Origin of the sequence: Oceanospirillum linum (assembly GCF_001995095.2) — a bacterium.
In the GTDB taxonomy this organism is placed as follows: Bacteria; Pseudomonadota; Gammaproteobacteria; order Pseudomonadales; family Halomonadaceae; genus Oceanospirillum; species Oceanospirillum linum.
On record NZ_MTSD02000003.1, the window covers coordinates 336072 to 362556 of the forward strand.

At 51.4% G+C, this 26485-nt stretch carries 27 protein-coding genes; 12 read left to right on the forward strand and 15 right to left on the reverse strand.

Annotated features, from left to right (window positions below; genetic code table 11):
- Nucleotides 1-2: 2 nt before the first annotated feature.
- On the reverse strand, nucleotides 3-680 hold the full coding sequence (locus BTA35_RS09480) for a fumarylacetoacetate hydrolase family protein (protein ID WP_078319569.1): 678 nt from the start codon (nucleotides 678-680) through the stop codon (nucleotides 3-5).
- A 215-nt stretch (nucleotides 681-895) separates the two neighbouring features.
- Between BTA35_RS09480 and BTA35_RS09485 the strand changes: the two genes are divergently transcribed.
- Entirely contained in the window at nucleotides 896-2644 is a 1749-nt protein-coding gene (locus BTA35_RS09485) for a diguanylate cyclase domain-containing protein (RefSeq protein ID WP_078319570.1), read from the forward strand.
- 82 nt (nucleotides 2645-2726) lie between these two features.
- Here BTA35_RS09485 and BTA35_RS09490 read toward each other — a convergent pair whose 3' ends face one another.
- Together BTA35_RS09490 and BTA35_RS09495 are read right to left on the reverse strand one after the other, a co-directional pair.
- Nucleotides 2727-3440, reverse strand: a complete 714-nt coding sequence (locus BTA35_RS09490) for a ChrR family anti-sigma-E factor (RefSeq protein ID WP_078319571.1) — start codon at nucleotides 3438-3440, stop codon at nucleotides 2727-2729.
- Nucleotides 3437-4036, reverse strand: coding sequence for a sigma-70 family RNA polymerase sigma factor (locus tag BTA35_RS09495; protein WP_078319572.1), 600 nt, complete (start codon nucleotides 4034-4036; stop codon nucleotides 3437-3439). Before BTA35_RS09495 ends, BTA35_RS09490 begins: the two co-directional genes overlap by 4 nt.
- Nucleotides 4037-4204: 168 nt before the next feature.
- On the opposite strand from BTA35_RS09495, the gene BTA35_RS09500 reads away from it, so the two are divergent.
- From BTA35_RS09500 to BTA35_RS09525, 6 genes are read left to right on the forward strand one after another with little or no spacing between them, the layout of a single operon-like run.
- Nucleotides 4205-5839, forward strand: coding sequence for an NAD(P)/FAD-dependent oxidoreductase (locus tag BTA35_RS09500; protein ID WP_238377549.1), 1635 nt, complete (start codon nucleotides 4205-4207; stop codon nucleotides 5837-5839).
- A gap of 15 nt (nucleotides 5840-5854) precedes the next feature.
- On the forward strand, nucleotides 5855-6703 hold the full coding sequence (locus BTA35_RS09505) for a DUF1365 domain-containing protein (protein ID WP_078319573.1): 849 nt from the start codon (nucleotides 5855-5857) through the stop codon (nucleotides 6701-6703).
- Between the two features lie 4 nt (nucleotides 6704-6707).
- Nucleotides 6708-8015, forward strand: a complete 1308-nt coding sequence (locus tag BTA35_RS09510) for an SAM-dependent methyltransferase (protein WP_078319574.1) — start codon at nucleotides 6708-6710, stop codon at nucleotides 8013-8015.
- Between the two features lie 4 nt (nucleotides 8016-8019).
- Nucleotides 8020-8859: a DUF6134 family protein gene (locus tag BTA35_RS09515; RefSeq protein ID WP_078319575.1), complete on the forward strand. Its 840-nt coding sequence runs from the start codon at nucleotides 8020-8022 to the stop codon at nucleotides 8857-8859.
- 53 nt (nucleotides 8860-8912) lie between these two features.
- Nucleotides 8913-9677: an SDR family NAD(P)-dependent oxidoreductase gene (locus BTA35_RS09520; protein ID WP_202931227.1), complete on the forward strand. Its 765-nt coding sequence runs from the start codon at nucleotides 8913-8915 to the stop codon at nucleotides 9675-9677.
- Nucleotides 9667-10173: a nuclear transport factor 2 family protein gene (locus BTA35_RS09525; protein WP_078319577.1), complete on the forward strand. Its 507-nt coding sequence runs from the start codon at nucleotides 9667-9669 to the stop codon at nucleotides 10171-10173. Before BTA35_RS09520 ends, BTA35_RS09525 begins: the two co-directional genes overlap by 11 nt.
- Before the next feature lie 183 nt (nucleotides 10174-10356).
- Here BTA35_RS09525 and BTA35_RS09530 read toward each other — a convergent pair whose 3' ends face one another.
- The 12 genes from BTA35_RS09530 to BTA35_RS09585 form a co-directional block, all read right to left on the reverse strand.
- A complete protein-coding gene (locus tag BTA35_RS09530) occupies nucleotides 10357-11337 on the reverse strand; it encodes a chemotaxis protein CheV (RefSeq protein ID WP_078319578.1) in 981 nt (326 codons plus the stop codon).
- 244 nt (nucleotides 11338-11581) lie between these two features.
- The gene (locus BTA35_RS09535; protein WP_078319579.1) at nucleotides 11582-12856 is read right to left on the reverse strand and encodes a dihydroorotase; all 1275 of its coding nucleotides are present in this window, start codon (nucleotides 12854-12856) and stop codon (nucleotides 11582-11584) included.
- A complete protein-coding gene (locus BTA35_RS09540; RefSeq protein ID WP_078319580.1) occupies nucleotides 12853-13911 on the reverse strand; it encodes an aspartate carbamoyltransferase catalytic subunit in 1059 nt (352 codons plus the stop codon). The genes BTA35_RS09535 and BTA35_RS09540 overlap by 4 nt, the downstream gene beginning before the upstream one ends.
- Before the next feature lie 129 nt (nucleotides 13912-14040).
- Nucleotides 14041-14607, reverse strand: coding sequence for a bifunctional pyr operon transcriptional regulator/uracil phosphoribosyltransferase PyrR (gene pyrR / locus BTA35_RS09545; RefSeq protein ID WP_078319581.1), 567 nt, complete (start codon nucleotides 14605-14607; stop codon nucleotides 14041-14043).
- A gap of 82 nt (nucleotides 14608-14689) precedes the next feature.
- A complete protein-coding gene (gene ruvX, locus BTA35_RS09550) occupies nucleotides 14690-15145 on the reverse strand; it encodes a Holliday junction resolvase RuvX (protein WP_078319582.1) in 456 nt (151 codons plus the stop codon).
- Nucleotide 15146: 1 nt separating this feature from the next.
- Nucleotides 15147-15731 (reverse strand): YqgE/AlgH family protein, encoded by a 585-nt coding sequence (locus tag BTA35_RS09555; protein WP_078319583.1) that lies wholly within the window; start codon nucleotides 15729-15731, stop codon nucleotides 15147-15149.
- A gap of 31 nt (nucleotides 15732-15762) precedes the next feature.
- Nucleotides 15763-16722, reverse strand: coding sequence for an energy transducer TonB (locus BTA35_RS09560; protein WP_078319584.1), 960 nt, complete (start codon nucleotides 16720-16722; stop codon nucleotides 15763-15765).
- Between the two features lie 18 nt (nucleotides 16723-16740).
- Nucleotides 16741-17700 carry a glutathione synthase gene (gene gshB, locus BTA35_RS09565; protein ID WP_078319585.1) on the reverse strand — a complete coding sequence of 320 codons (960 nt, stop codon included), beginning with the start codon at nucleotides 17698-17700 and terminating at the stop codon, nucleotides 16741-16743.
- 82 nt (nucleotides 17701-17782) lie between these two features.
- The gene (locus tag BTA35_RS09570) at nucleotides 17783-18508 is read right to left on the reverse strand and encodes a 16S rRNA (uracil(1498)-N(3))-methyltransferase (RefSeq protein WP_078319586.1); all 726 of its coding nucleotides are present in this window, start codon (nucleotides 18506-18508) and stop codon (nucleotides 17783-17785) included.
- Nucleotides 18509-18513: 5 nt separating this feature from the next.
- Complete coding sequence (gene secB, locus BTA35_RS09575; RefSeq protein ID WP_078319587.1) at nucleotides 18514-18966, reverse strand: protein-export chaperone SecB; 453 nt, start codon at nucleotides 18964-18966, stop codon at nucleotides 18514-18516.
- Between the two features lie 104 nt (nucleotides 18967-19070).
- Nucleotides 19071-19325: a glutaredoxin 3 gene (gene grxC, locus BTA35_RS09580; protein ID WP_078319588.1), complete on the reverse strand. Its 255-nt coding sequence runs from the start codon at nucleotides 19323-19325 to the stop codon at nucleotides 19071-19073.
- Nucleotides 19326-19573: 248 nt separating this feature from the next.
- Nucleotides 19574-19990: a rhodanese-like domain-containing protein gene (locus tag BTA35_RS09585; protein WP_238377550.1), complete on the reverse strand. Its 417-nt coding sequence runs from the start codon at nucleotides 19988-19990 to the stop codon at nucleotides 19574-19576.
- Nucleotides 19991-20281: 291 nt separating this feature from the next.
- On the opposite strand from BTA35_RS09585, the gene gpmI reads away from it, so the two are divergent.
- The 5 genes from gpmI (at nucleotide 20282) to BTA35_RS09610 (ending at nucleotide 26434) form a co-directional block, all read left to right on the forward strand.
- Nucleotides 20282-21826, forward strand: a complete 1545-nt coding sequence (gene gpmI, locus BTA35_RS09590; protein WP_202931228.1) for a 2,3-bisphosphoglycerate-independent phosphoglycerate mutase — start codon at nucleotides 20282-20284, stop codon at nucleotides 21824-21826.
- Nucleotides 21827-21962: 136 nt separating this feature from the next.
- Entirely contained in the window at nucleotides 21963-23168 is a 1206-nt protein-coding gene (locus tag BTA35_RS09595) for a murein hydrolase activator EnvC family protein (protein WP_160054978.1), read from the forward strand.
- Between the two features lie 97 nt (nucleotides 23169-23265).
- Complete coding sequence (locus tag BTA35_RS09600) at nucleotides 23266-24594, forward strand: S41 family peptidase (RefSeq protein WP_078319591.1); 1329 nt, start codon at nucleotides 23266-23268, stop codon at nucleotides 24592-24594.
- A 49-nt stretch (nucleotides 24595-24643) separates the two neighbouring features.
- Complete coding sequence (locus BTA35_RS09605) at nucleotides 24644-25774, forward strand: divergent polysaccharide deacetylase family protein (protein ID WP_078319592.1); 1131 nt, start codon at nucleotides 24644-24646, stop codon at nucleotides 25772-25774.
- A 69-nt stretch (nucleotides 25775-25843) separates the two neighbouring features.
- Complete coding sequence (locus tag BTA35_RS09610) at nucleotides 25844-26434, forward strand: YjaG family protein (protein WP_078319593.1); 591 nt, start codon at nucleotides 25844-25846, stop codon at nucleotides 26432-26434.
- Nucleotides 26435-26485 lie beyond the last annotated feature (51 nt).

A 26485-nucleotide genomic window follows, 5' to 3' on the forward strand; every position in this document is an offset into this window, starting at 1 on the left:
GATCAGACTACAACAGACCCCGAGACCTGAAGAAGAGGCTTATGCTGTCGGTTCTTTATCGACATTTCAAACGTATCACCTGAGTTCAGTGCCGCAACTCCCGCCGGTGTCCCCGTCAGGATCACATCCCCAGCTTCAAGTGTGAAGATATGGCTGATAAAGCTTACCAACTCCGCCATAGGAGTAATCATCTGATCCGTGTTCCCATGCTGACGTTGCTGCCCATTCACATCCAGATTAATTTCAAGAAACTGCTCGCAGGAAGGCTCACAGGGAATAAAACCTGAAAGAGGCGCAGAACCATCAAAAGCTTTGGCGACCTCCCATGGATGACCTTTCTCCTTCAGCTGACTCTGCAGGTCACGTAAAGTGAGATCCAGTGCCAATCCGGCACCGACAATATTGATCATCGCCTGTTCAGGGCTCACCTTACGGATGGTATCCCCTACCAGTAATGCAACCTCTGCCTCATGATGACACTCGCCCTGACCTTCAGGCAGCACCAAAGGCTGAGTCATATCCACAGCTGCCGTAGACGGTTTAATAAACAGAAGCGGTTTTGCCGGAATCGGGTTGTTCAGTTCCTTAGCATGCTCCGCATAATTACGTCCGATACAAACAATTTTTCCCAGTGTCCATGGCGTTGGCTTGCCATCAGCCCATTGCAGGTTAAAGGCCATATTAGAGTTCCTTTTATTATCAATATCATCTTTGGGTTACAGGGATATCATTATTATCCGCCATAAATTCGCTTTCCTACAAGATTTTCACCCTGCCCTTCAAGTCAACAACACACAATACTTTAGTCATAAGAAGAGAGGGATAGGCTGGCAAATCCAAACTAACGCACTAGAATTGCCGGCTTAAAATTAGGCCACCATTAAGGATATAGATTATGACTAAGGATGACGCAAATGTTTCCCGAAGAGTGCGTCGCTCCCTGAAAATCAGCCTGATTACACCTTTTATTGTCCTGATGTTACTGGTCACTTTTGTTATTTCAGCCCTCAGCTATCTGGTCGGCAGTAATGCATTGGCATCACTCTCAAAACAACTCCTGACAGAACAGACAGAGCGAATCAGTCTTGTGGTAGATCGGCATATGTATGGCTCAGGGGCCGTACTGGAAACCGCCTTCCCCCATGAGCTAAGCGCTTCCCCAGATCTGAAAGATGATCTGCCTGCCATGCGTGAACGCTTCTGGACCGCCACGACGCTCTACCCTGAGTCTAATGATTATGTTTACTACGGCAATGAAGCAGGGCAGAGCTTTGGCCTGAAACGTTCCCGGCAACAAACGGCAGAGCTTCGCCTTTGTCTCGACAAGGATATTACACGCAACCGTTATCGACTGGATAGTCTACGCAGTGATCCGGAGTTTCTCTACCGGGAGAGCAAACCTTTTGACCCCAGAGTACGCCCTTGGTACAGAAAGGTTCAGCACAAAACAAAACATATCTGGACCGCTGTTTATGTCGACTTCTCATCCCAGGATTTAGTCGTTACCCGCGCCCGCCAGGTGCTCTCTGCTGAAGGTCAGCCACAGGGCGTTGTTGCCACCGACCTGTCACTTTCACAGCTGAATCGGTTTGTACAACAGCTTAAAGTCTCAAAGGATGCCCGCACCGCCATTGTTGAGCCAAATGGTATGCTCATTGCGGCCTCATTTTCGCCCAACGTAGAGCGTATTGGGGACGAAGTGAAACGGGTCAGCGGGATAAAGACCCAGGATCCCCTGTTCAACAGCCTACTGAAGGAATACCTTCCCCAGCTATCCTCAATCGATCCAAGCGAGCCGGCAAACGTTACCCTGGCGAACGCCCCGGATGGTACTCAGGTACTGGTCGCCTATAAGCGCATCACCGATGATGCCGGCTTAGACTGGGTCGCTCTGATTATTGAACCCTATTCAGATGTTATTGGCAGCAGTATCCGCCTGACAATCTGGTTGGCTCTGGCCAGCCTGCTGGCCATTATTATCGCCATCACGATCGGTTCGCGCCGCCTGGGCCATGTTGCCAATGTTATCCGTAGCCTGGCAACAACGGTCAGTCAGTTTGGCGATGGCAAATGGGTCAGTCCCATCACCACCAAACGTGATGATGAGATCGGGCTGCTGGCGAACAGTTTCAAAAAAATGCAGCAGCAGCTATTTACTGACCAGCTCACCGGCACGGCTAATCGCAACGCCCTGCAGCCCTACCTGGAGCGCCAGATCAGCCTGGCGGCAGAGAAAAAGCAGCAACTGGCATTACTATTCATCGATCTGAATAAATTCAAACCACTGAACGATACCTGGGGTCATATCAACGGAGATCTGGCACTCCGGGAGATCAGTCTGCGCCTACAGCAGCTGATCGGTGAAGACGACATACTGGCCAGGCTGGGTGGTGACGAGTTTGTGATCGCACTTTCTGCCCCTGCAGATGATGCCCATATCAAGGCAACAACGGATGCTGTCTACGAGCAGGTATCTAAGCCTCTGCAGACTTTGGATGGAATACCTGAAGGAACCCAGGTTAGCCTCGGGGCTTCCGTTGGCGTTGCCTGTTATCCAGAGCATGGACTGGATGTCCAGACACTGCTTGATGCTGCGGATCAGAAAATGTACGCCGACAAAAAGAGGCAAAGAGCCGGGCGCTGAAGCCATGGTGTTTACCAGCGACCCTCATAACAGAGGGCCGCCGGTAATTTTTTATAGATTCAGTGCAGACATCACATATCGTTTATAGCCCGAAGAATGGTTGCATCAACTTTGGAATCCAGCCATCAAATTTAAGCGGTGCATCGGTGACAATCAGGCAGATACAATCCTGGTCACGGTCAGCAATGGGCTGATGTTTAATATCCGGATCAAGATCAGCGACATCACCAGCACACAAACGACCGGTTTCATCGCAGTAGGAGCCACTGAGTATTAACGTCAGTTCACTACCGTTATGTCCATGGCTCGGCATACAGGTACCCGGGGATATTTTCAGTAAGCGTACCGCCTTGTCCTGGCAAAACTCTGGCTGATCGAGTTTAATCTGGCTAATACCCGGCGCTAAACGTTGCCAGTTCTGATCTGTCTCCAGCCATTTAGCAATCGGCTCAGCCCATTCCGGCAACCAATCAGGCCGCTTTACAGGTAACTCTTCCGACTGGGAGATCGGGTCAGAGTCCAGCAGATCCAGTTTTGCAAAGATATCATCCACGCCGGTATTCATGGACGCCTGAGGCAAGCCATCAAGCAAGCCTCCGCCAACAGCTTCCGCCTCAGCCACACGCTGACGACAGTGTTCACAGCAGGCCAGATGGCACTGCAGTAACATCCGGGAACCTGCACTTAAGCTGCCTGAAGCATAACTCAGCAGAGTTGCATCATCCGGGTGGTGCTTGGGTGCTGAATCGGGCTGAAATGCCGGCGTCTGGGACAGTGTGATAGGGCTCTGTTTCATAGTGACTCTCCCCCGGTCAGGCTGTCGGTAGCTAACGACATTCTTAACTTTTTAAAAGCCAGACGTAGCCCGGATTTTACACTACCAATGGGAATTTCAAGGTCTGCAGCAATCTCGCTGTGACTCTTACCCTGATAGTAGGACTTATAAACTAACTGAGCTTGCATAAGCGGTAATTCTTTCAAAGCGTCTTCTATATGCTTTTTTGAGTTCTGCCAGCTATTGTCATCCTCACCGGCTTGCTCGTGATGGTTCAGCAATCCTTCATGCTCATGGTAGGAGTCTGTACTTTGCTCCAGCTTACCCCTACCGGAACGCTGCTGGTCGATAAACAGATTACGGGCGATACAGAAAATCCAGGTTGAAGCCGCAGCCTTTGAAGCATGATACTGCTCGGCTTTTCGCCAGACCTGAAGCAAAGCCTCCTGAGCCAGCTCTTCCGCTTTAGCATCAGACAACCCAAATCTGAGCAGATACGTTTTTACCCGCGGAGCAAAATGCTGGTACAGGGCGGCAAATTTTTCCCGATTGCGGTTTACACCGACATCCGTAAGCGCCTGATTCCAGTTCTGAGATGCTGATTGCACTTTTTCCATCCGTTTTCTCCCGTGATCTGGGCTTTTCTACGCACCGGCTTATCAGCCGGATCACCTGCAGATCGGTCGGAGTATTGAATTTATTTTATTTATCGATTCACTTCCGCTTAACAGTTCTCACCTGAACAGACCATCCAGGAATACAGCTTCTGAAGATCATTTAACGCTATGCTTTGTTTTACACGCCTTTCCAAAGAAAGGCGTCCGGCCCGATATCAGCTGAGAACATTAGGTGATCTGCTCATCCTGATCAGTCGTAAAGCCAGTCAATGCACGCAATTTGAACATCAGCTTATTTGGAGCATCGTTATGGTCTCTACAGTTACCGGTATCTCAGCGTCTGACATTACCGCATCTGACGCTCAACCAACCAACAACAGCTCCCGTGGCAAAACGGTTGCCGTTATTGGCTCGGGTATCTCGGGTCTGTCTGCGGCCTGGCTGCTAAGTAAAAAACACGCCGTCACCCTGTTCGAAAAAGATGATCGCTTTGGCGGCCATTCCAACACCGTCACGGTCAAAACGAAGGATGGCCCCATTCCGGTGGATACAGGGTTTATCGTGTTCAACCCGGTAAACTATCCTAACCTAACAGCCCTGTTTAAACATATCGGTGTTGACGCCCCAGCAACGGATATGTCTTTTGCCGTATCCGCAGAAAAAGGCTCCATCGAGTACAACGGTAATGGCCTGGCCGGTATATTTCCAACACTAGGTAATGTTTTTAACCCCCGTATCTGGCGCATGCTGAAGGATGTACTGCGCTTCTATAAAGAGTGCGGCAGCTGGCAAAACAGCCTTCCTGAAGAGATGACCCTGGGCGAACTGCTTGCACAATATCACTATTCCGATGACTTCAGGGATCTGCACCTGATCCCGATGGGAGCCGCCATCTGGTCAACGCCTGCCGATCAGATGCTGGATTATCCGGCACGGGCTTTCCTGAATTTCTGCCAGAACCACGGATTGCTCCAGGTGGAAAACAGACCCCAATGGCACACCGTTCGCGGCGGTAGCCGGGAGTATGTCAGTAAGCTGATTCGTGAGATTCAGCCCGCAGCGTTCTGCAATCGTGGTGCACGGCAGGTGATACGCCCCAGTGGTAAAGCCGGTGACACCGATAAAGTGATTGTGGTGGACTCCCGTGGAGAGCTGCGCGAGTTTGATGAGGTGGTTCTTGCCTGCCATGCCAATGAAGCACTTCAGCTGTTAACTAACCCAACGGCACAGGAACAGCACCTGCTGGGAGCCTTCTCTTATCAGCGCAATAAGGCGATTTTGCACAGTGATACCCACCTGATGCCTGAAAACCGGAAAGTATGGTCTAGCTGGAACTACCTGCGGGGCAGCAAGGGTGAGCAGCATAACCAGCAATCACTGGCGGTCAGTTACTGGATGAACAAACTTCAGCCTCTGGAAACGGATCAGCCATTGATTGTGACCTTAAACCCGCCGACGGAACCGGCAGAGGGTAGTATTCATTGCAGTTTTCTTTATGACCATCCGGTATTTGATAAAAATGCCATGGCGGCCCAACAGGAGTTGCATAAACTTCAGGGTCAGAATCACACCTGGTTTTGCGGTGCTTATTTTGGCTTTGGCTTCCATGAAGACGGTCTTCAGTCCGGCCTTGCGGTTGCTGAGGCCCTGGGTAATGTACGTCGCCCCTGGCAGGTTAAGAATGAATCCGGTCGTATCCATTGGCCGGGGCATATTTCAACCGGCCAGCACGCTGTATCCGATCACTCCACGGATACCCATAAGGTTCTGGCGGGCAACAGCCCCCAATCCAACGCCAGCTAATCGAGGGAACGAACGATGGACGATACAGACTCAGAAGAACTCCGCTTTCGTAGCCGTCTCTATTACAGCACCGTGATGCACGATCGGGTTAAACCGGTACGACACCGCTTCGTCTATAAAACCGGCACCTTTCTGCTGGATCTGGACGAGCTGAAACCGCTGGAAGCATACTCTGGCAGAAGGCTGGGGCTGCGCCTGTTTGGCTATAACCGCTCTGGCTTGTTCAGTCTGTATGACAAAGATTATGTTATCACCCCGGGCGACACCCTGAAGCAACATGCTCAACGCCTGTTGGCTGATAACGGCTGTGATCCGGCGGAGCGCATTGAGCTGTTATGCATGCCACACCATTTGGGTTACAGCTTCAATCCGCTGTGTATCTTTTTCTGTTACAACGCAGCCGGAGAGCTTTACACCACGCTTTATCAGGTGAGTAATACCTTCAGTCAGAAGCATATCTATTCAGTGGAAGCTAAGCCGGTTCAGGTTGGCGAGAAATCTGTCCTGCGCCATCAGGCTGACAAGGTTTTCTATGTCTCACCTTTTATCAATATGAATTGTCAGTATCGATTCCGGATCGCCACACCGGGGGATGTTCTCAAGGTGCTGATCCGACAGGAGGACCGTGAAGGCCTGCTGCTAAACGCAACGCTCACCGGAAAGAGCACGCCCCTGACCGCCAAAGGCCTGATAGCGATGGCTCTTAAACGCCCTCTGTTTACCTATAAGGTCATGGCAGGTATTCACTGGGAAGCACTGCGGTTATGGCTGAAGAAAATTCCGCTGGTAAGCCGCAAAGAGATCCCTAAGCCACCACTCGTTACCAAAGGTCAGCCTCTGGCTATGACAACAAAAGAGGAATAACCCTATGCTGTTCCATTCCCGTTCTGCAACTCAAGCTCAGCCCAGGTCAGAAAACTCTGCCGTATCTGCGACCAACTTTACAGCCGGAAGCCCACCAACCAACAGAAATAAAGTGGCCTCTCGCCCGGTTCGCCATCCATTCTGGCGCTGGCTGATCAATAACATGCAAAAAGCCCGTCTCAGTCGCCTGACACTGGTACTGCCTGACAATCGAGCCGTCCATATTGGTGATATTCAGGCATCGACTCCCGCCCCGACAATTCGCATCAAGAGTACTGCGGCCATCCGTAAAGCCTATATCTCCGGCGTTCTGGGCTGGGGTGAAGCCTATATCGAGGGAGACTGGGACACCGATGATCTGTTACAGATTACCGAATGGGCGATGCATAACGCCCAGGCACTGGATCAGGTATTTGAAGGTAGCGCCTTTGGCCGCTTACTGCATCGTTTACTGCACAGACTGAATGACAATAGCCTGAAAGGCAGTCGCCGTAATATCTCTGCGCATTACGATCTGGGTAATGCGTTTTATGCTCAGTGGCTCGACCCAAGCATGACCTATTCTTCGGCGCTCTATCACAACTCTGAGGCCACGCTGCAAAATGCACAGCACAACAAATATGACCGTATTCTGGAGCTGCTCAATATTCAGCCAGAAGACAACGTCCTGGAGATCGGCTGCGGCTGGGGCGGTTTTGCTGAACGCCTGCTGACACAGCATAAGGGTAGTCAGTATCACGGTGTTACGTTATCCACAGAGCAACTTAACTGGACACAGCAACGGCTCCGGCATCAGGCTGTGGATAACCGAGGTGAAGCAACACTGACCGATTATCGAATGATTCAGGGGCAGTACGATAAAATCGCCTCCATCGAGATGCTGGAAGCGGTTGGAGAAGAACATTGGCCCACCTATTTCAAAACACTCTATGACCGCCTGAGCCCTGGTGGTGAAGCCGTGATCCAGGTGATCACCATTGACAGAGAACGCTTTGAAAACTATCGCAACAATGCCGACTTTATTCAGCGCTACATCTTCCCCGGCGGAATGTTGCTGACGCCGGAAGTAGTACAACAGCACGCTGAACAGGCAGGCCTGGATCTTAACTTTCTACAATCCTTCGGCCAGGACTACGCCCGCACGCTTTCTGAGTGGCGCAACAACTTTGATGCGGCCTGGGAAGGCATTAAACCTCTGGGTTTTGATGAACGCTTCCGTCGCCTGTGGCGCTATTACCTATGCTACTGCGAAAGCGGCTTTCGCCATGGGAGTATCGATGTTTACCTTTTCCGCCTGAAAAAGCCGGAGTAAAAACATGACAAGCGTGCAAGGTTCAGGCGGTGTAAAAGCCAAGGGGCTCATCGTCAGCTCACGGATCACCATAGGTGGTGTTCTGCTTGCCGGCTCCGTTCTGGCCAGCAGTAACTCTCTGCGGGCAGAGACAAACAATGACCGAGCCGTTGCCCAGCAGCTTTTGCCTCAAAACAGCTTTCACAGCCTCTCCCATTGGCGGCGCTTGTATGGTGATCAACTCAGCTTTGAGGTCACCCGCAACGGCAAGCCTGCGGGTAGCTACCAGGTCAACTTTAGCGGTAACGATAACAATTGGAAGGTTGAAAGCAGAATGGCGCTGGATTTTAAAGCCTTTCTCTTTTTCCCCTATCGCTTTCGTTATCTGGGTATAGAGCAGTGGCAAGGTCATCAGCTAACCCGCTTTACCAGTCGCATCGACCGCAACGGCGAGCTGAGCGAAACCTTCCTGACACGATCTCAGGATGCCAATGGCCTGCCTTTCTGGCGTGGAGGCTTAAGGCAGTCGCCAAAAGGCAAACCTGCCAGAGAATCCGTTAAGCCGTTAACCAACGGCTCGCACAACCTGGCGTTAAGCAACCACTACAACCACAGCATTATTCAGCAAAATCAGCTATTCAACTCCCTGAGCGGAGCGCTGAATCAGATTCAACTGAAAAAAGAAGACCTGGAACGGGTTTCCGATGGACGCGAGGAAGTACTCGCCACCCGTTATCGCTACACAGGAGATCTGAAAGATACCTGGGTTTGGTACGCCCATGATCGGCGCTGGCTGCGGATGCGTTTTATTGCCGATGACGGCTCAAGCATTCAACTGAACTGTCAGCGCTGCTACCCCGACTAACTGACTCCATTCAATACAGGCCCTCCTCTACATAGAAGCAACGAGGTATGCACATGTCACAGGAACTGATCTGGATTACCGGTGCCAGCCAGGGGATAGGCAAAGCCCTTGCACTGGCCTATGCCAGAGCCGGAAAAACCGTAGCCATAAGCGCCAGGCATTCTGAAAACCTGCAAAGTGTCGCTGCTGAAGCCGCCAGTCTGACCGGACGAATCCTGGTGCTGCCCTGCGACGTAACGGATAAAAACCAGGTGATCTCATCTCTTAACCAACTGATTGAACAGGAGCGGCTGCCTGATCGTATCATTCTTAATGCCGGCACCCATCAGGCGATGTCAGCCAGAACGTTCAGCGCAGACACAATAGCGAAACTCCTAAAGATCAACACTCTGGGGTCAGCGATACCTCTTGAGGTTTTACTGCCCCATTACCTGAAGCAAGGAAGTGGACAGATCGCTATTGTGGCCTCGGTCGCCGGTTATCGCGGGCTGCCGACCGCCAGTGCTTATGGTGCCAGCAAAGCGGCACTTATCAATCTGGCGGAGTCTCTGCGCTCAGAGCTTTACAGCTCAGGGGTGGATATCCGTCTGGTGAACCCCGGTTTTGTCAAAACACCGCTGACCGATAAAAATGAGTTCGATATGCCGTTTCTGATCAGTGCGGAAAAGGCGGCCAGTACCATCATCAGAGGTCTGTCCGGTAAACGCTTTGAAATTGTCTTCCCGACTCCCATGGCCATTGCCATGAGCGTGCTAAAATGGTTACCTGATCGTATCTTCTTTCCATTGATCAACAGAGGTACCGGCCATGGACGCTAATGCCGACGCAGAACAAGCCCAGCAACAGGATCAACTGCATCAGCAACTGAGACAGTACTTTAAACTGTTCCAGGGAGCCGAACATACCAGACCACTGACACCCGCGGATATCAATCACCTCGTGCACTCTAATATTGTCTTCAAAGACCCTTTCCAGCGTATCAATGGCCCGGATGCTTTATGCCGGTTACTGAATCATTTTCATGACTCCATTACCGATGCCCGCTTTCTGATTGAAGCGGTCTTTGAACACCCGGAACATGACAAGCTGCACAATCGGCACTATCTGGTGAAATGGCGCTTCAGCGGCCACCTGGACACCATCGGCCTGTGGGAGTTTCCCGGTGTTAGTGAGATTGAACAGGATGAGGAAGGCCGTATCACCCACCACACCGATTTCTGGGATGCAGGGGAACACTTCTACGAGAAACTGCCGTTTTTTGGCCGTATCACGGGCTGGATCAAAGCCAAAGTGGCAAATGCAGGGAAGGGTTGATCCCATCGATCCCCATCTTCGGCATAAGACTGGCTCCCACGCTATTCGTGGTACCTGAGACCTATGCGTTCCCACGCGGAGCGTGGGAACGAGCCGAATTACAAGTGACGGTGAATTACAAAAAAACGCCCGACTGTTTTCACAGCCGGGCGCTTTTTTATGTGCTGTGGTAAGCGTAACCCGTTACAACAGATAGCCATCAACCAGGCCGACAAGCTTACCGATCTCAGGTTTGGTCATGGTGTCATTAGCGCCAAGACTCAGGGCTTTATGGCGGTTTTCCTCACTCATAATGGAGGAGAACATCACAATCGGTGTGGTGCGGTAGGCTTTACCTTCCCGCAGGCGCTTCACCAGATGCAGGCCATCCATACGCGGCATCTCTACATCGGAAATCACCATACTCACCAGATCACTCACCGGCAGGTGCTCCTCTTCAGCGACCAGCTCAAATTCCTGTAGCATCTCATAAGCATCCGCCCCGTCTTTAGCGGCAATAACATTGTAGCCCGCCGTACGCAGAGTGGTTTCAATCAGTTTGCGAATAAAAGCGGAGTCATCCACGACTAACAGCGTATTAGCCTGGCGTTTGGCTGTCATACGATCATCAATGATCACTTTACGATCTTCTTTAACGTCGTACTTTTCCATACTCAGTTCCGGGTTGATATCTGAGATGATTTTCTCAAAGTCGAGAATCATAATCAGTCGATCATCACGACGCACAACAGCAACGACACAATCCTGCTCGCCACTTTCCAGAAACTGGCTCGGAGACTCAACCTCTTCCCACGAGATACGGTGAATCCGGCTGACACTGTCCACCAGAAAACCATTCGCCATACGGTTAAAGTCAGTCACGATGACATTCTTGGTTTCAAAGGCACTCGGGGTTTTCACACCCAGCCATCCTCCCAGGTCAACCAGGGGAATCAGGTTATCACGCAGAGAGAACACCCCTACCAGGTGCGGCTGAGGGTTAGGATAGTCTGTGGTTTCAGGGACCCGGATCACTTCACGAACTTTCGCGACGTTAATGCCATAGTGACTGATTTTCTCTGTTCCGTCAGGACGCTGCTTACGCAGTTGGAATTCAATAATTTCCAGCTCGTTAGTGCCACTTTCTAACAGAATCTCTTGTTTTTCCGGGCTGACAGCGCTCATAAGCTCCCTCTCCGAAGTTTCCCGTTATCCGGTAAATAATCCCTATTATCCGACCTGTCTGCCGGATAAAAAGACCGTTACCTGTCGCCCTAAAAGGGCTGTTTTATTTATAAAGTTACTTTACCAGAGCGGTCATAAATAACATATGAAATTCATGGTTAATAAAAGAGAAGGCACTTTAATCTCAAACCTGAATGTTCGCGATTAAAGCACTTCTCCATATTATTATCTGGTATTTCAGTTATTAGCGCTCAAAAGCAATCTGACCATTAACCAGTGCGATCTGCACCTGTCCTTTCAGAGTCGAACCCGTCAGCGGGGAGTTTTCACCGGCGGTGAACAGATCACTATCCTTCACTTGCCAACTTGCTTCCGGGTCAAAAACAATCAGGTCAGCCCACTGACCTTCTGTTAATTGACCAGCATTAAGCCCCATCGCTTTTGCCGGGCCGCTTGTTAAACGCTCAATAAGTTGCGGCAAGCTGAGCACGCCGGATTCAACCAGTTCCAGACCTTGGCTTAGCAGGGTTTCCAGGGTCGCCATGCCCGGTTCTGACGCCGCGAACGGAGCCATTTTAGCGGCTTCCTCGTGGGGCAAATGAGCAGAGCTGATAACACTTAGCACTCCATCCCGTACGCCCTGACGCAGTGCTTCGCGATCGGACTCACTGCGCAGCGGAGGCTGAACAAAAAACTGGCTGTTGTAACCATCTATCTCAGCTTCGGTATAGATCAGATGCGCCATGGTCGTATCCGCTGTCACCGGCAGACCTTTAGCCTGAGCTTCGGCGATCATCTCGACAGCCTGTGCGGTAGATAGAGCACTGAAGTGAATCCTGACACCGGTGACGGCCACCAGATGCAGTACACGGGACAGACCAATCGCTTCCGCCGCAGCGGGAATCCCCGCCAGCCCTAACCGACTGGCCAGGGCACCCTCATGGGCACAACCATCACCCCGTAACCAGGAGTCTTCCGGGTAAAAAACCACCCGCAGATCAAAGGTGGACGCATACTCAAAGCAACGGCGCAGAATAAGCGTGTTATCGATGGCGTTGCGCATATTTGAAACGGCCACACAGCCGGAGTGCTGAAGGCCTGCCATATTACTCAGATGAGTACCTTCAAGATTTTTTGTCATCGCCCCTATTGGCCGGACTTTCGCCTGCCCGATCAGCTCAACTTTGTCCATAATCTGCTGCACCACAGCAGAACTGTCGATACAGGGGGAGGTATCGGGTCGACAGCAAAGTGTTGTATAACCACCGGCCAACGCAGCTTTGGTCTCACTACGCAGAGTACCTTTATAGCTGGGTCCCGGTTCCCGCAAGTGGGTTCCAATATCAATCAGGCCCGGTGCAATAACCTGACCTTCAGCGTGCAGCGTCCGCTCCGGAGTAAATCCGGCGGGTGCCTGGCCCAGAGCCAGAATACGACCCTCATCAATATGGATATCCGTTACCTGATCCTGTTGCTGCGCCGGATCAATCAGGCGACCACCACGGATTGTTATCTTCATGCGGAGGCCTCCCCTTGCTGTTCTATATCCGCTGCACCATTGGCAGCGACTTCTTTTGTTTTTTGCTGCGTCTGTCCGCTCACTGCCATAGACATCACCGCCATACGGATCGGAATACCGTAACTGACCTGATTCAGAATCAGTGATTGCGGGCCATCAGCCACGGCAGATTCAATCTCAACCCCCCGGTTAATTGGCCCGGGGTGCATCACCACCGCATCCGGTTTGGCATAACTGAGCTTCTCTGTGGTCAGACCGTACAGGCGGTAGAACTCACTCTCACTGGGCAGCAGGGCACCGTCCATACGCTCTTTCTGTAAACGCAGCATAATCACCACATCCACATCTTTCAGGCCGTCTTCCATGCGGGTATAAAGAGAAGCGCCCATCTGCTCCAGGGGTTGTGGCAGCAGAGTTTTAGGGCCGATAAGGCGCACCTCTTCTGCTCCCAGAATATTCAGCGCCTGAATCTGTGAACGGGCCACCCGTGAATGCAGGATATCGCCAACAATCGCTACTTTCAGGCCGGCAAAATCCCCTTTGTGCTTACGGATAGTGTACATATCCAGCATCGCCTGAGTCGGGTGTGCATGTCGGCCATCCCCGGCATTAATGATGGCAACATTTGGCGAGATCTGACTGGCGATAAAGTGCTGAGCCCCACTGTCCGCATGGCGAATGACAAACATATCACTACCCATCGCTTCCAGGTTCTGCAGCGTATCCATCAGGGTTTCACCTTTGGAGGTCGCTGAAGTGCTGATATCCAGATTCAGTACATCTGCCGACAGACGCTTCGCCGCCAGTTCAAAGGTAGAACGGGTGCGGGTACTGTTTTCAAAGAAAAGATTTACGACGGTCTTACCCCGTAGCAGGGGCACTTTTTTTACCGACTGCTCTCCCATGCTGACGAAGGAGTCTGCGGTATCGAGAATCTCTTCCAGAATCTCTTTATTAAGGCCACCCAACGTTAAAAAGTGGCGCAGCTTTCCATCCTCGGTCAGCTGGACAGATCGGGGATCTGAAGGGGTTTTCGGAGCGCTTGTTGGCTTCATCGGTCGTTCTCACCAGTCTTACAACACATTAAAAAGAACAGCACGTTAATGATCTGCATTTTGCTCACGCCGGGCTTTCTTCCAGGCGCAGAAAAACGGCAGTGTAATCACTGCCGTTTCAATAAAACATTACGCCGTTACCGGCTCTGATAACGCTAACGCCAGAGGCTCGGCACTTAGCTTGATGCGCACACCCTCGGGTAACTCAAGTCGCTGCCCGGCGATGTCAGGCTGTATCGGTAGCTCACGTCCCGGAAGGTCAAGCAAGGTAACCAGACTGACGGAATCAGGGCGGCCATAATCAAACAGCTCATTCAGGGCGGCCCGAATGGTACGGCCACTCATAATCACATCATCCACCAGCACAATATGGCGGGATTCCGTAGCAAAGGGCAGATTGGATGGCTTTACGCTTGGGTTCAGCCCAACACGGGTATAATCGTCACGATAGAAGGAGATGTCCAGCGTACCCAGAGGCTCATTCAGCTCCAGACGTTGGTGTAGCTGCTCCGCGATCCAGACCCCACCGGAATGAATGCCCACCAGAGCGATACTCTCCTGTCCCAGCCGCTCAATACGCTGACGCAGAGCATCAGCCATCTGATCTAACAAAGGTGCTACCTCTGGCAGATCGTCGCTGGAACGTATCACTAAGCGCTCCTGTTTTTGATTCAGATTTGGGATATCAGTGGTCATGGGTATTCCTGATCCTTGCTAAGTCTGTGCCTCAGAAAGTGATGGCGTGCCTGAGGTAAAATGTAACATATTCGGTACGTGTTTATCCCTGAGGGGAATCAAACCAGGCTTCTAAAATCAGCTGGGCCGCGATGCCATCCACCGGATTCTCTTTATAGCTGCCTTTATGCCCCAGATCTTTGGCGATGCTTTTCGCTTGTTTAGTGGTACCGCGCTCATCAACAGCAAACCAGGGTTTGCCATACTGTCCATACAGGCGATTACCGAACTTGCGTGCCCGGCGGCTCATTTCACTTTCAGTACCGTCCATATTGATCGGCAGACCAACAATAAAAGCATCCGGCTGCCATTCATCGATCAGCTTTTTCAGTACTTCTTTATTGGGGATACCATCCCGGGCCGGAACAGGTGTCAACGCTGTTGCGGTACCCAGCATCTCCTGGCCCACGGCAACGCCGATTCGGGTGGTGCCAAAATCAAAGGCCAGAAAAGTGCGCTGACCGATGTTATCTTTCTTTTTTTTATCTGTAGCGCTCATATCAGGCGTGGCCTGCCTGGGAACTCATCAGATTGATATCGATACCCAAAAGACCTGCCGCAGCCTGAAGTTTTTGTTCTGCCGGAGCGTCAAACAGTACAGGCAGAGTCGCCGGACAGGTTAGCCAGGTATTATCCTGAAGCTCTTTCTCCAGCTGACCACCTTCCCAGCCGGCACAACCCAGGGCGATCAGAAACTGCTCTGGCCCACGGCGGTTAGCGATTGAGTCCAGAATATCCACCGAGGTGGTCAGCGCCAGTTCATCTGTAACCGTCATGCTGGATTCCCATTCACTCGCACTACCGGTATGAATGATAAAACCGCGCTCATGGTGAACGGGACCACCCTCCATAATCGCAGGCACAACTTCTTCAGACTCAGGCAAACCACTGTTCGGGTTGGGTAACTCAAGTTGAGCAAACAGCTCAGCAACGGGCAGTTGAGACAATTTTTTGTTGATAACAATGCCCAATGCACCATCTTTATTATGTTCGCAAATGTAAGTCACGGTGCCGGAAAAGCTGGAATCCTCCAGGTGAGGCATCGCAATCAGGAAGTGGTTACGCAAACTTTGAAACTGACTCATCACTTAACCTTTATCTCTTGCCAGACGGACATCAGCCCGACTCGCTAAATAAGTTACCATTCCCGAACTGCCAGGTACGGATAATTTCAAGAATGTCGGTACGCTCGCGTATAGAGCGTGGAAAAGGGGCAAAAGGGGCCGCCAGGTGGACAATCTCCAGTGCGGCCTCATCCAGCACCCGGTGACCGGAGGATTTTAATATCTGTGCCTCTTTGACACTACCATCCGGATTGAGTGCAACCAGCAGCCGTAAACGCCCCGTCAGATTCTCCCTGCGGATGCGTTCAGGATAGTTCAGATTACCAACCCGCTCGACTTTCTCCTGCCACTGCCTCAGGTAAAACGCATCATCCGAAGCTTTCGCCGTCAATGTTGATATGGTTCGGACTCTTGGGCGTTTAGCATACTGCTCAGCCAGTGCCTGTTGCTCCGCCTCTAAGCGTGCAATCTCAAGGCTACGGGCGAGAAGAGCTTGGGCATCACTTAAACTGGTTACCAAGAGAGGCTCTTCTGACGCCTCCGGTTCAGCTTCAGATCGCGCCTCAGAAGCGGGCTTTGGCCTCAGAAGCGGTTTCGGCTTTGACTCCGGGCTTTTTTTTGCTTCGGACTTAGCTTCTGCCTTAGCAACAACCGGGTCAACAGGCCTTTTCTCCTGCAGTGGCGGTGAGGGCGCTGAGGTTTGCGGCTCCTGTTCCTGCTCTCCGATGCCACTGGCCTGCTGATCCTGCTCCGCAATGCGTTTAACCGGTTCATTCACCGGCATGGCTGGAGCCTTGCTCAGGGTAACATGAAGGGGGCGCGACAAACGCTCTTTCGGCGTAGGAGGGTTAACCTCCAGGGCAGCCCAGGCCAAAAAGTGAACCACGAAAGCCAGCAGTATCGTAAAAGCGATACGATCCACAGCCCGCACCTGGCTGTCCGGGTGTGTAATGGGCGGCAGACCTCCGACCTGAATCCCAGGCTCAGCCGAAGTGCTAGCGTCTTTGTTCACGATCAGTAACCTGAGATTTTAAGCAGAACGTTCAGCCAGTCTGGCGGCGATCACATCCATCAGGTCACCGGCGATATCCAGTCCAAACTGATCGTTCAGTTCACGCACGCAGGTCGGGCTGGTGACATTCAGCTCGGTCATATAACCACCAATCACATCAAGCCCCACAAACAGCAGGCCTTTCTCTTTCACCACAGGTGCCACCTGTTCGCAAAGCCAGTAATCACGATCCGTCAGCGGACGCCCTACGCCTGCACCACCAGCAGCCAGGTTGCCACGTACTTCACCTTGGGCAGGAATACGGGCTAAGCCGTAAGGCACAGGCTTACCATCAACCATCAGAATACGGGTATCGCCATCCACAATCTCAGGCAGATATCTCTGCGCCATAATCTGGCGGCGGCCCATTTCAGTCAGGGTTTCCAGTATGGCACCAATATTCAGGCCATCTTCTTTTACACGGAAGATACCGGTGCCACCCATACCATCCAGCGGTTTAAAAATCACATCACCCTGCTCTTTGTGGAAGTTCCGCAGAATATCCTCCCGACGACTGACGATCGTTGGCGGGCAACACTCAGGGAACTGCTGGGCAAACAGTTTTTCGTTACAGTCACGCAGGCTCTGTGGTTTATTCACCACCAAAACACCTTCCCGCTCTGCCTGCTCCAGGAGATAGGTGGCATTCAGAAATTCGGTATCAAACGGAGGATCTTTGCGCATCAGCACCGTGTCCAGCTCCGTCATACTGGCGTTAACCGCTTCACCCAGTTCAAACCAGTGCTCAGGGTCACGGAACACGTTTAATGGCTGCATCACCGCCATCGCCTTGCCTTGCTCCAGGTAGAGATCCTGTTGCTGCATATAATACAGCTCCCAGCCCCTATCCTGTGCGGCCCAAAGCATCGCCAGTGTGGTGTCTTTTTTGTAGGTGATCGCCTCGATCGGGTCCATCACCACACCTAGTTTGATCGTCATATCCGCTTTCTCCCGATCGATGCCCGCCTGAGTTTATTCAACGGACACCATAAAAAGATTGGTTACTGTGGGCTTTTGCAACTTAAAAGTCGCCCCACAGATACTGCAGTACGCTTAATGCGGCTACAGGCGCTGTTTCTGTGCGTAAAACCCGCGGGCCAAGAGCCAGTGGATGAAAGCCCTCGGCCTCAGCCTGAGTGATTTCAGCAGCTGACAAGCCACCTTCCGGGCCGATCAGCAGAGCAACCTGCTCAGGCTGGTCGTAGCCACTGAGCTGACGCTCCGTTCGGTGATGCAATACCAGCTTCAAATCCGCCTCAATGGCAGATAGCCAATCCTGCAGAGCCATCGGTGGGTGAACCACAGGCACGCGATTACGCTGGCACTGCTCACAGGCGCTGATTGCTACCTGCTGCCAATGCTGTTGTTTCTTGGCCGCACGGTCGCCTTTCAGACGTACATCACCATGTTCGGTATAGATGGGGGTAATTTCGGTAATTCCCAGCTCGGTCGCCTTCTGAATCGCATACTCCATGCGATCCCCTTTGGAGATGGACTGGGCCAGGTGTACCTGAAGGGGCGACTCTTTTTCGTCCGGGTGAAAAGTATCAAGCGAGACCGTCACAGAGCGCTTACTGGATTCTTTAATCGTGGCAGAAAAACAGCCGCCCGCTCCATTAAAGAGCGCCAGCGGCTGTCCGGCCTTCATACGCAGCACCAGGCCAACATGGCGGGCAGCCGATTCATCAAGCTGAACAGACTGCCCCTCGACCATAACCTGAGGACTGTAGATACGTGGTATAGCCATTCAGATTAAGCGTTACCAGCCTGCTCCTGCTGACGCTGAACCGCATCCGCATACAGAGCATCAAAGTTAACCGGAGCCAGCATCAGGGCAGGGAAGCTGCCACGGGTCACAATGTTATCGACTGCTTCACGAGCATAAGGGAAGAGTACATTCGGGCAGAAAGCCCCCAGGGTGTGATGCAGCTGTGCATCTTCCAGCCCCTGAATGAAGAACAGACCCGCTTGCTGGATCTCGACCAGAAACGCTGTTTTTTCTTCATTGGTTACCGTTACGGTGAGAGAAACCACCACTTCATACAGATTTTCACCCACCTGCTGGCTGTTGCTGTTCAGGTCGAACTGAACCTTAGGTGCCCAATCCTGCTGGAACGTAGCCGGAGCATTCGGAGACTCAAAAGACAGATCTTTCAGGTAGATACGCTGTAATACGAATTGTGGTTGGTTCTGTTCTTCACTCATGGTGCTTCCTTAAAATTATTGGTGCCGAAAACGGCTTCTCTCTGGATTGCCTGGCACGCATTATTATTGCCGGACACTCACTCAACCCGCAGACACCGGAGCGATTATCCCGCTAACAACTGATTCAGCTGACCGGTTTGCTCTGCGGCAAAAAGGTCGTCGCAACCACCAATATGGGTTTCACCCACCCAGATCTGCGGTACAGTACGACGACCACTGTTTTTCATCATTTCCTGCATTTTGGCAGGCTCACGCTCGACATCGATCTCAGTAAAATCGACCTTTTTCGATTGTAGCAGGCGCTTAGCCTGAACACAGAACGGGCACCAGGATTTACTGTAAATCACTACATTTTGCATAAGCTCACCTTTTATTGAAAACTGCAGAAGATATATTGGCTTACCCCGTCATATGGGGTCTTTCATGATCGGTTACAAGCAAAGAGGCTGGCATACCCACCTCTTTGACATACCGCAGAGGAATCCTCTGCGGCAACACATAATATCAGAAATGCCTAATTCAATCCTGACAGCTATGATCCCAGGCCTCCCCGGAGTAGCAACCGCATTAGCCTGACACTGCAACTATCGGAGATAATGCAACGCGCTTATTTCGTCACAACCGGCAAATTATCATTCTGCCAGTTACTCATACCGCCGCGCATGACACAGGACTTTTCAAAACCTGCTTTCTGTAGCTCACTCACAGCCGCTGATGCTGTATTACCCATTTTGCAAACAACAATAATCGGCTTAGCTTTGTATTTTTCCAGTTCACCAACCCGATCTTTCAGACTCGCCATGCTGATATTCACTGCACCGGCAATGTGACCGTTGCGGAAATCACCACGATCCCGGATATCCAGAAAAACACCGTCTTCACGGTTCACCAGCAAGGTGGCCTGCTGACAGCTGATCGCCTTATTGCCGGTCATGAACTCATATCCCAGCCAGAGAATCAGCAGAATCGCAAATGTACCCACCATCATCCAGTGGTTAGTGGCAAACTCAATAAACTGTTCCAACTTCTTTCCTCGTCAGCCTTTCATTGATCATGGATGCGCAGATCACCCGGTTACCGGTTTATAAAACCCGGAAAATCACCCCAGAGCACTGGCATTTAAAGGCAGTTAGTATACACAACCTGATGAAGATTTAACCGCCCCAAACAGGTTGGTTTATATACTTTTTTCACATCTTTTCCCCGGCAAAGAATTTGGGAGGCCCGAGAAATCTGGGGTATGATGTCCAGCTACTGCGAAACGTCTGTCAGGACGTGTAACTTTTTCTGAATCTAATGCGACCCTGAAAACATCATGTCAAAACGTACGCCTGTTGCTCTTATCATTCTGGATGGTTTCGGCCATTGTGAAACGACCGAAAATAACGCCATTGCCAACGCCAACAAACCGGTTTGGGATCGCCTGTGGGATCAATACCCCAATGCTTTGATCGAAACATCAGGCATGGCCGTAGGCCTGCCGGATGGTCAGATGGGCAACTCAGAAGTTGGTCATATGAATCTCGGGGCCGGACGTACTGTTTATCAGGAGTTTACCCGCATAACCAAATCGATCGCCGATGGTGATTTTTTTGAAAATGCCGCGTTAGTTTCCGCCATCGATAAAGCCGTTGCAGCGGACAAAGCAGTACATCTTATGGGACTGCTGTCACCGGGTGGTGTACACAGCCATGAAGACCATATTCTGGCGGCCTGTGAGATGGCTGCTCAGCGTGGTGCGAAAAAAGTCTATGTTCATGGCTTCCTTGACGGTCGCGATATGCCTCCCCGTAGCGCAGAAGCATCCATCGTTAAAACGGATGCCCTACTGAAGAAACTGGGCATCGGTTTTGTTGCGTCACTGATTGGCCGCTACTACGCCATGGATCGCGACAACCGCTGGGACCGCGTTGAACAGGCGTATAACCTGCTAACACAGGCAAAAGCTGAACATGTTTATACCGGAGCAAAAGAAGCTCTGCTGGCGGCTTACGAACGGGATGAAAATGACGAATTTGTTGCAGCATCCAGCATCCGCCCGGATGGCAAAGCGGTTAAGATCGAAGATGGTGATACCGTTCTGTTTATGAACTTCCGTGCTGACCGCGCCCGTGAGATCACCCGTAGTTTTGTCAACAGTAACTTTGATGGCTTCGCCCGCGAAGTAACGCCGGAGCTTGCCGACTTTGTCATGCTGACAGAGTACGCTGCCGATATTAAAACCACCACCGCCTTCCCACCCGCCAAACTGGTGAATACTCTGGGCGAATACATGGCGAATCAGGGCAAAACTCAGCTACGTATCGCTGAGACTGAAAAATACGCCCATGTCACCTTTTTCTTCAGCGGTGGCCGAGAAGAAGAATACAAAGGCGAGACCCGCATACTGGTTCAGTCGCCCCAAGTCGCTACTTATGACCTGCAACCTGAAATGAGCGCACCGGAAGTTACCGATAAACTGGTTGATGCGATCAAAAGCGGCGATTACGACCTGATTGTCTGCAATTATGCCAACGGTGATATGGTTGGCCATACCGGAAAATACGAGGCTGCGGTTAAAGCGGTTGAAGCTCTGGATGTTTGCCTGGGGCGTGTAACTGAAGCTCTGCTGGAAGTAGGTGGTGAGTGCTTAATCACCGCAGACCATGGTAATGCAGAACAGATGGTTAACCCGGAATCGGGTCAGGCTCAGACAGCCCATACAACTTTCCCGGTTCCTCTTATTTACGTTAATGAACGTGCGGAGTCAGTTACCCTTGAGAATGGCCGTCTTTGCGATATTGCGCCGAGCCTGTTAAAAATCATGGATCTGAAACAACCTACTGAAATGAGCGGTCATAACCTTGTTTCTTACACCTGACATTCTGAGTCGTTCCTAAGTTTCGGACAGAATGACACACAAGGAGCCGGCCTCCCCCGGCTCTTTACCCTTTGACCAAAATGCCTGCGGGTAACGGAAAACACTGTCATTGATGATCAAAAGAGCCACTGCAGCCGTGCTGCAAAATAAACAGAGTCAAGATTTCGGACGCTGGCCCTTTTCCTTACAGCTTCTCAGCTACTTGCTGGCGATCCTGCTTATCTCCTCTTTTGCCCTTTTGTCTTTACCTTTACAGGCAGCGGGCAAAGAGGATGTTTCAGCCCAGCAGCTAAAAGAGCTGAACAGTCGCATCAAAGCTCTTGAGCAATCACTAAACCAGGTGAAGGGGGCAAAAGCAGAAGTACTTAAAAAGCTTCAGGCCTCAGAGAAGAAAATATCCGATACAGCCCGGGCTATCCGAAGCAATCTGGCAAGCAGCAAGCGACTACAAAGCCGCCTGAGTGTACTGCGGGCAGAAAAAAACAGCCTGAGGCTCAAACAGAATCAACAGAAAGATTATCTGAAAAAGCAGATCCGTTCAGCTTATGCCATGGGACGACAGGAATACCTGAAAGTTCTGCTTAACCAGCAGCAACCGGACCAGGTCTCGCGGGTTTTACGCTATTACGACTACATCAATAAAGAGCGCAGCCGACATATTGATGAATACCTGGAAACAGCCCGCAGCCTGAACCGGATTGAAAAAGAGATTTTACAAAAAGATTATGTCCTGACCACAACCCGCAGTAAGCTGGAAGCGGATCGGGGTCGCCTGAAAGTCGAGCAGAAGAAACGGGAAACCCTTGTCTCTCAGCTAGACCAGGAAATTTCCGGTAAAGGTCAGGAATTAGCCCGTCTGAATCAGGACAGGGCCCGCCTTGAGAAGTTATTAAAAGAAGTACAGCAAGCCATTGTCAATATTCCCATGCCGAAGGATACCCGCCCGTTTAAGTCCATGCGCGGCAAACTGCCCTGGCCGCTTAAAGGTCGCGTCGCTTATGCTTTTGGCAGCGAACAGATTCGTGGCAAACTGCGCCGCAATGGTATGGTGATTCGCGGCCAGGAAGGCACAGAAATTAAAGCGATTCACTCCGGGCGTGTTGTCTTTTCCGACTGGCTCAGAGGCTACGGTGTACTTTTGATTCTTGATCACGGTAATGGCTTTATGAGTCTCTACGGTCATAATCAATCTCTGCTTCGGGAAGCCGGCGACTGGATTCATGCCGGTGAAAGTATTGCAACCGTTGGGCGAAGCGGCGGACAAAGCCGAAGCGGTCTTTATTTTGAAATTCGCAAGAAAGGGGCTCCGCAAGACCCTATTATCTGGCTCGGCAAACGCTGAAAAAACACTCAGGCTGCCCTGTGACAAGCAGGAAAATCTGATGATATAAACCCCACAGACCGATAATCGTCGTGACCGGGGCATTAAGGAGTGATTCATGAGAACCTCGCAGACCACACTAGGAATCGGCTTTGGCCTGTTGCTCAGCCTGACAAGTTCAAATCTGTTTGCGGAAGCAGCCCCGACCGACGAAGCTCTGCCTTATGAGGCTCAGGAACTTCCACTGGAGGAGCTACGCACCTTCGGAGAAGTGTTCGAACGCATCAAGCGCGCCTATGTTCATGATATCAATGACGAAGAGCTGTTGGACAATGCCATCAGAGGAATGGTTACAGGCTTAGATCCTCACTCCACCTACCTGACACCAGAAGATTACGACGAACTGCAGGAAAGTACTCAGGGCGAGTTTGGCGGCCTGGGCCTTGAGGTCAGCTCCGAAAACGGCTTTATCAAAGTCGTTACGCCGATTGATGATACGCCGGCAGCACGGGCAGGAATCCGCCCCCATGACCTGATTGTTAAGATCAATGATACTCCGGTTAAAAACTTACCGTTGAACAAGTCTATAGAGCTAATGCGCGGTAAGCCTGACACCGAAATTCGCCTGACGATTATGCGGGATGGCGCAGACGCACCCTTCGAGCTAACCCTGAAACGGGCTCTGATCCGTGTTACCAGTGTAAAGCACCGTATGCTGGAGAAGGACTACGGCTATATTCGAATCACCCAGTTCCAGGTACATACCGGCGAAGAAGTCGTTAAAGCCCTCAACAAAATGCACACGGACTCCGATGGTCAGCTTAAAGGGGTTGTACTGGACCTGCGTAACAATCCGGGCGGTGTGTTACAGGCTGCGGCGGAGGTCGTAGATGCCTTTATCACTCAGGGGCGTATTGTTTATACCAAAGGCCGACTGGACAATACTGAGCTCAGTTTTGATGCCACACCCAGCAACCCAAGCCATGGTGTGCCTTTAATCGTCCTGATCAACGAAGGCTCTGCCTCTGCCTCTGAGATTGTATCCGGTGCGCTTCAGGATCATCAGCGTGGCGTAATCATGGGTACTCAAAGCTTCGGTAAGGGTTCAGTGCAAACGATTCTGCCTCTTGGAAGCAATCGCGGCCTGAAACTGACCACGGCCTTGTACTACACGCCATCCGGGCGCTCAATTCAGGCTCAGGGTGTAACTCCTGATATTGAAGTCAAACCTGCTCGCCTGACACCCATCGAAGCCAGACTCCAGATCAAAGAAGCCGACCTTGAGGGGCATCTTGAAAGCGGCCAGAAAATCGTTGGCCAAAAATCCGAAAGCAGTGCCTCATTAGCAGAAAGTGATTACCAGCTATTTGAGGCCCTGAGTCTGCTGAAAGGCCTGCAGATCCTGAACAAAAGCCCTGAAAACAGCACCAACGAACCAACCCATTAGAATAGAACCTGATCAGGCTGCCTGAAAGGGCGGCCTAAGCGACACTTATATGACAACCATTCCCCAGTACCACTCAGATTCACAACCACCAGCCAGCACGGATATTCCGGGCCTAAATACCCTTTTTATCCTGATATTGGCTCTTTTCCTTCTGGGCTTCGGCAGATCCGCGCAGGCATCCAGCTCCCCCACAATCACACTGGTCATTGATGATATAGGCTACAATCTGCGTAATGGCCTACGGGCAGTAAACCTCCCCGGAGCTATATCCTACGCAGTATTACCCCATACACCTTACAGCCAACGACTTGCTAAAGCGGCCCATAAAAAAGGCAAAACGGTAATGCTTCATGCACCGATGACCAACGTACATCAGTGGGAGCCAGGACCAGGCACTCTCAGCCCGTCCATGGACAGGAAAACCTTCGATCAGGCACTAAAGAAAGCACTGGCAGATATCCCCTTTGCTCAGGGAGTCAATAACCATATGGGCAGCGAGCTGACACAGGACAGTGTTCGTATGCAGTGGCTTATGGAGGAGATCAGCAAGCGTCGCCTGTTCTTTATTGATAGCCGTACTACTGCTAAATCTGTGGCTGCCAAAACAGCCAAGGCAAACGGCATCCCCAATATGAGCAGGGATGTGTTTCTTGACCACATACGAACACCTTCAGCCGTGAACGAGGCTTTTGACACCCTGGTTCGGCAGGCGCAACGTAACGGCCACGCCACCGGAATAGGCCACCCTCACAAAGTCACGCTTGATATGCTGGAAAGCCGGATACCGGAACTTCAGGCCCAGGGCATTCGTCTGGTTTCTGTTCCGGATCAACTGCTCGCGATGGGACAGACCTATGAGAGAGCCCAACCCGCATTCATCACGCCTGAGGTGACAACACCCAATCGAAGCCCCGCCTTTTGGCGCAGCGAGATTCAACAGCTGACCCGCTTCAAAGAAACCGATGTTACCCACCCTAAGATAATTCGCAAAGAGGTGGTCGTCAGAAAAAAGTCCCCAAACCTTCAGCCTATCAACCGGACTGAGAAACGCGCAGAACCGAGCAGAGAAAATACTCCCCCCCTGAGAGATGCCGGGCGGGATATGTTACAGCAGCCCGTTCACCACCCGGACTGGCTGACACCCAAGGATAAGCAAAACTGGGCAACCACCCGTGACTGAAGCGCGCATGTCACCTGGCAGGCTGAATACCTTTTCTTAAATATTACCAATGCAGAGTACCCCCTATAAATGAGTGCTTTTTTTCAACAACTGAAAGACTTAGCCCCCTGGCAGCAAACTGCGTTTGCCACAGCATTAGCTGAACGCATGTACCCTAACTACGCACTGTTTTGTCAGGTCACGGAGCAGCCTGAGCAAGCCGCACAGTTAAAAAAGAGCCTGATGCTGATTTGGGAGCAACTGGCTAATAAGGCCAGCACAATCAATTTTGAAGTTCAGCTGGAAAGATTGGCAGATCTGATACCCAATGATGCTGACTATGAAATGTACGGTGTCTACCCGGCGATTGATGCGGCCATGGCTGCTCATACTGCTATGGAACTGGCAATGGGTACTCAGGCAGAAGAGGTTACCCGTGTCAGCCGCCTGATGCGTCAGACCATTATCAGCTTTATCGAGGCAACTGAAGAGGTGCCTGAAGATGAGAAGGCCCGACGAAAAGCCCTGAACGATCATGAGCTGATGCAGTTTGACCGCGAGTTTCAGGATGAAGTACTGGAACAGATCAGCGCGATGAAACACCCTCAGAAGGATAAGCTGAAAGCACTGCGTATTATGGCTCAGAATGATGGCGTGAGCTGCCTGGGGCTGGCGGTTTAATCTTCCTGTCGATAAAAAATACCCGGAGCATGAGCTCCGGGTCACATCTCT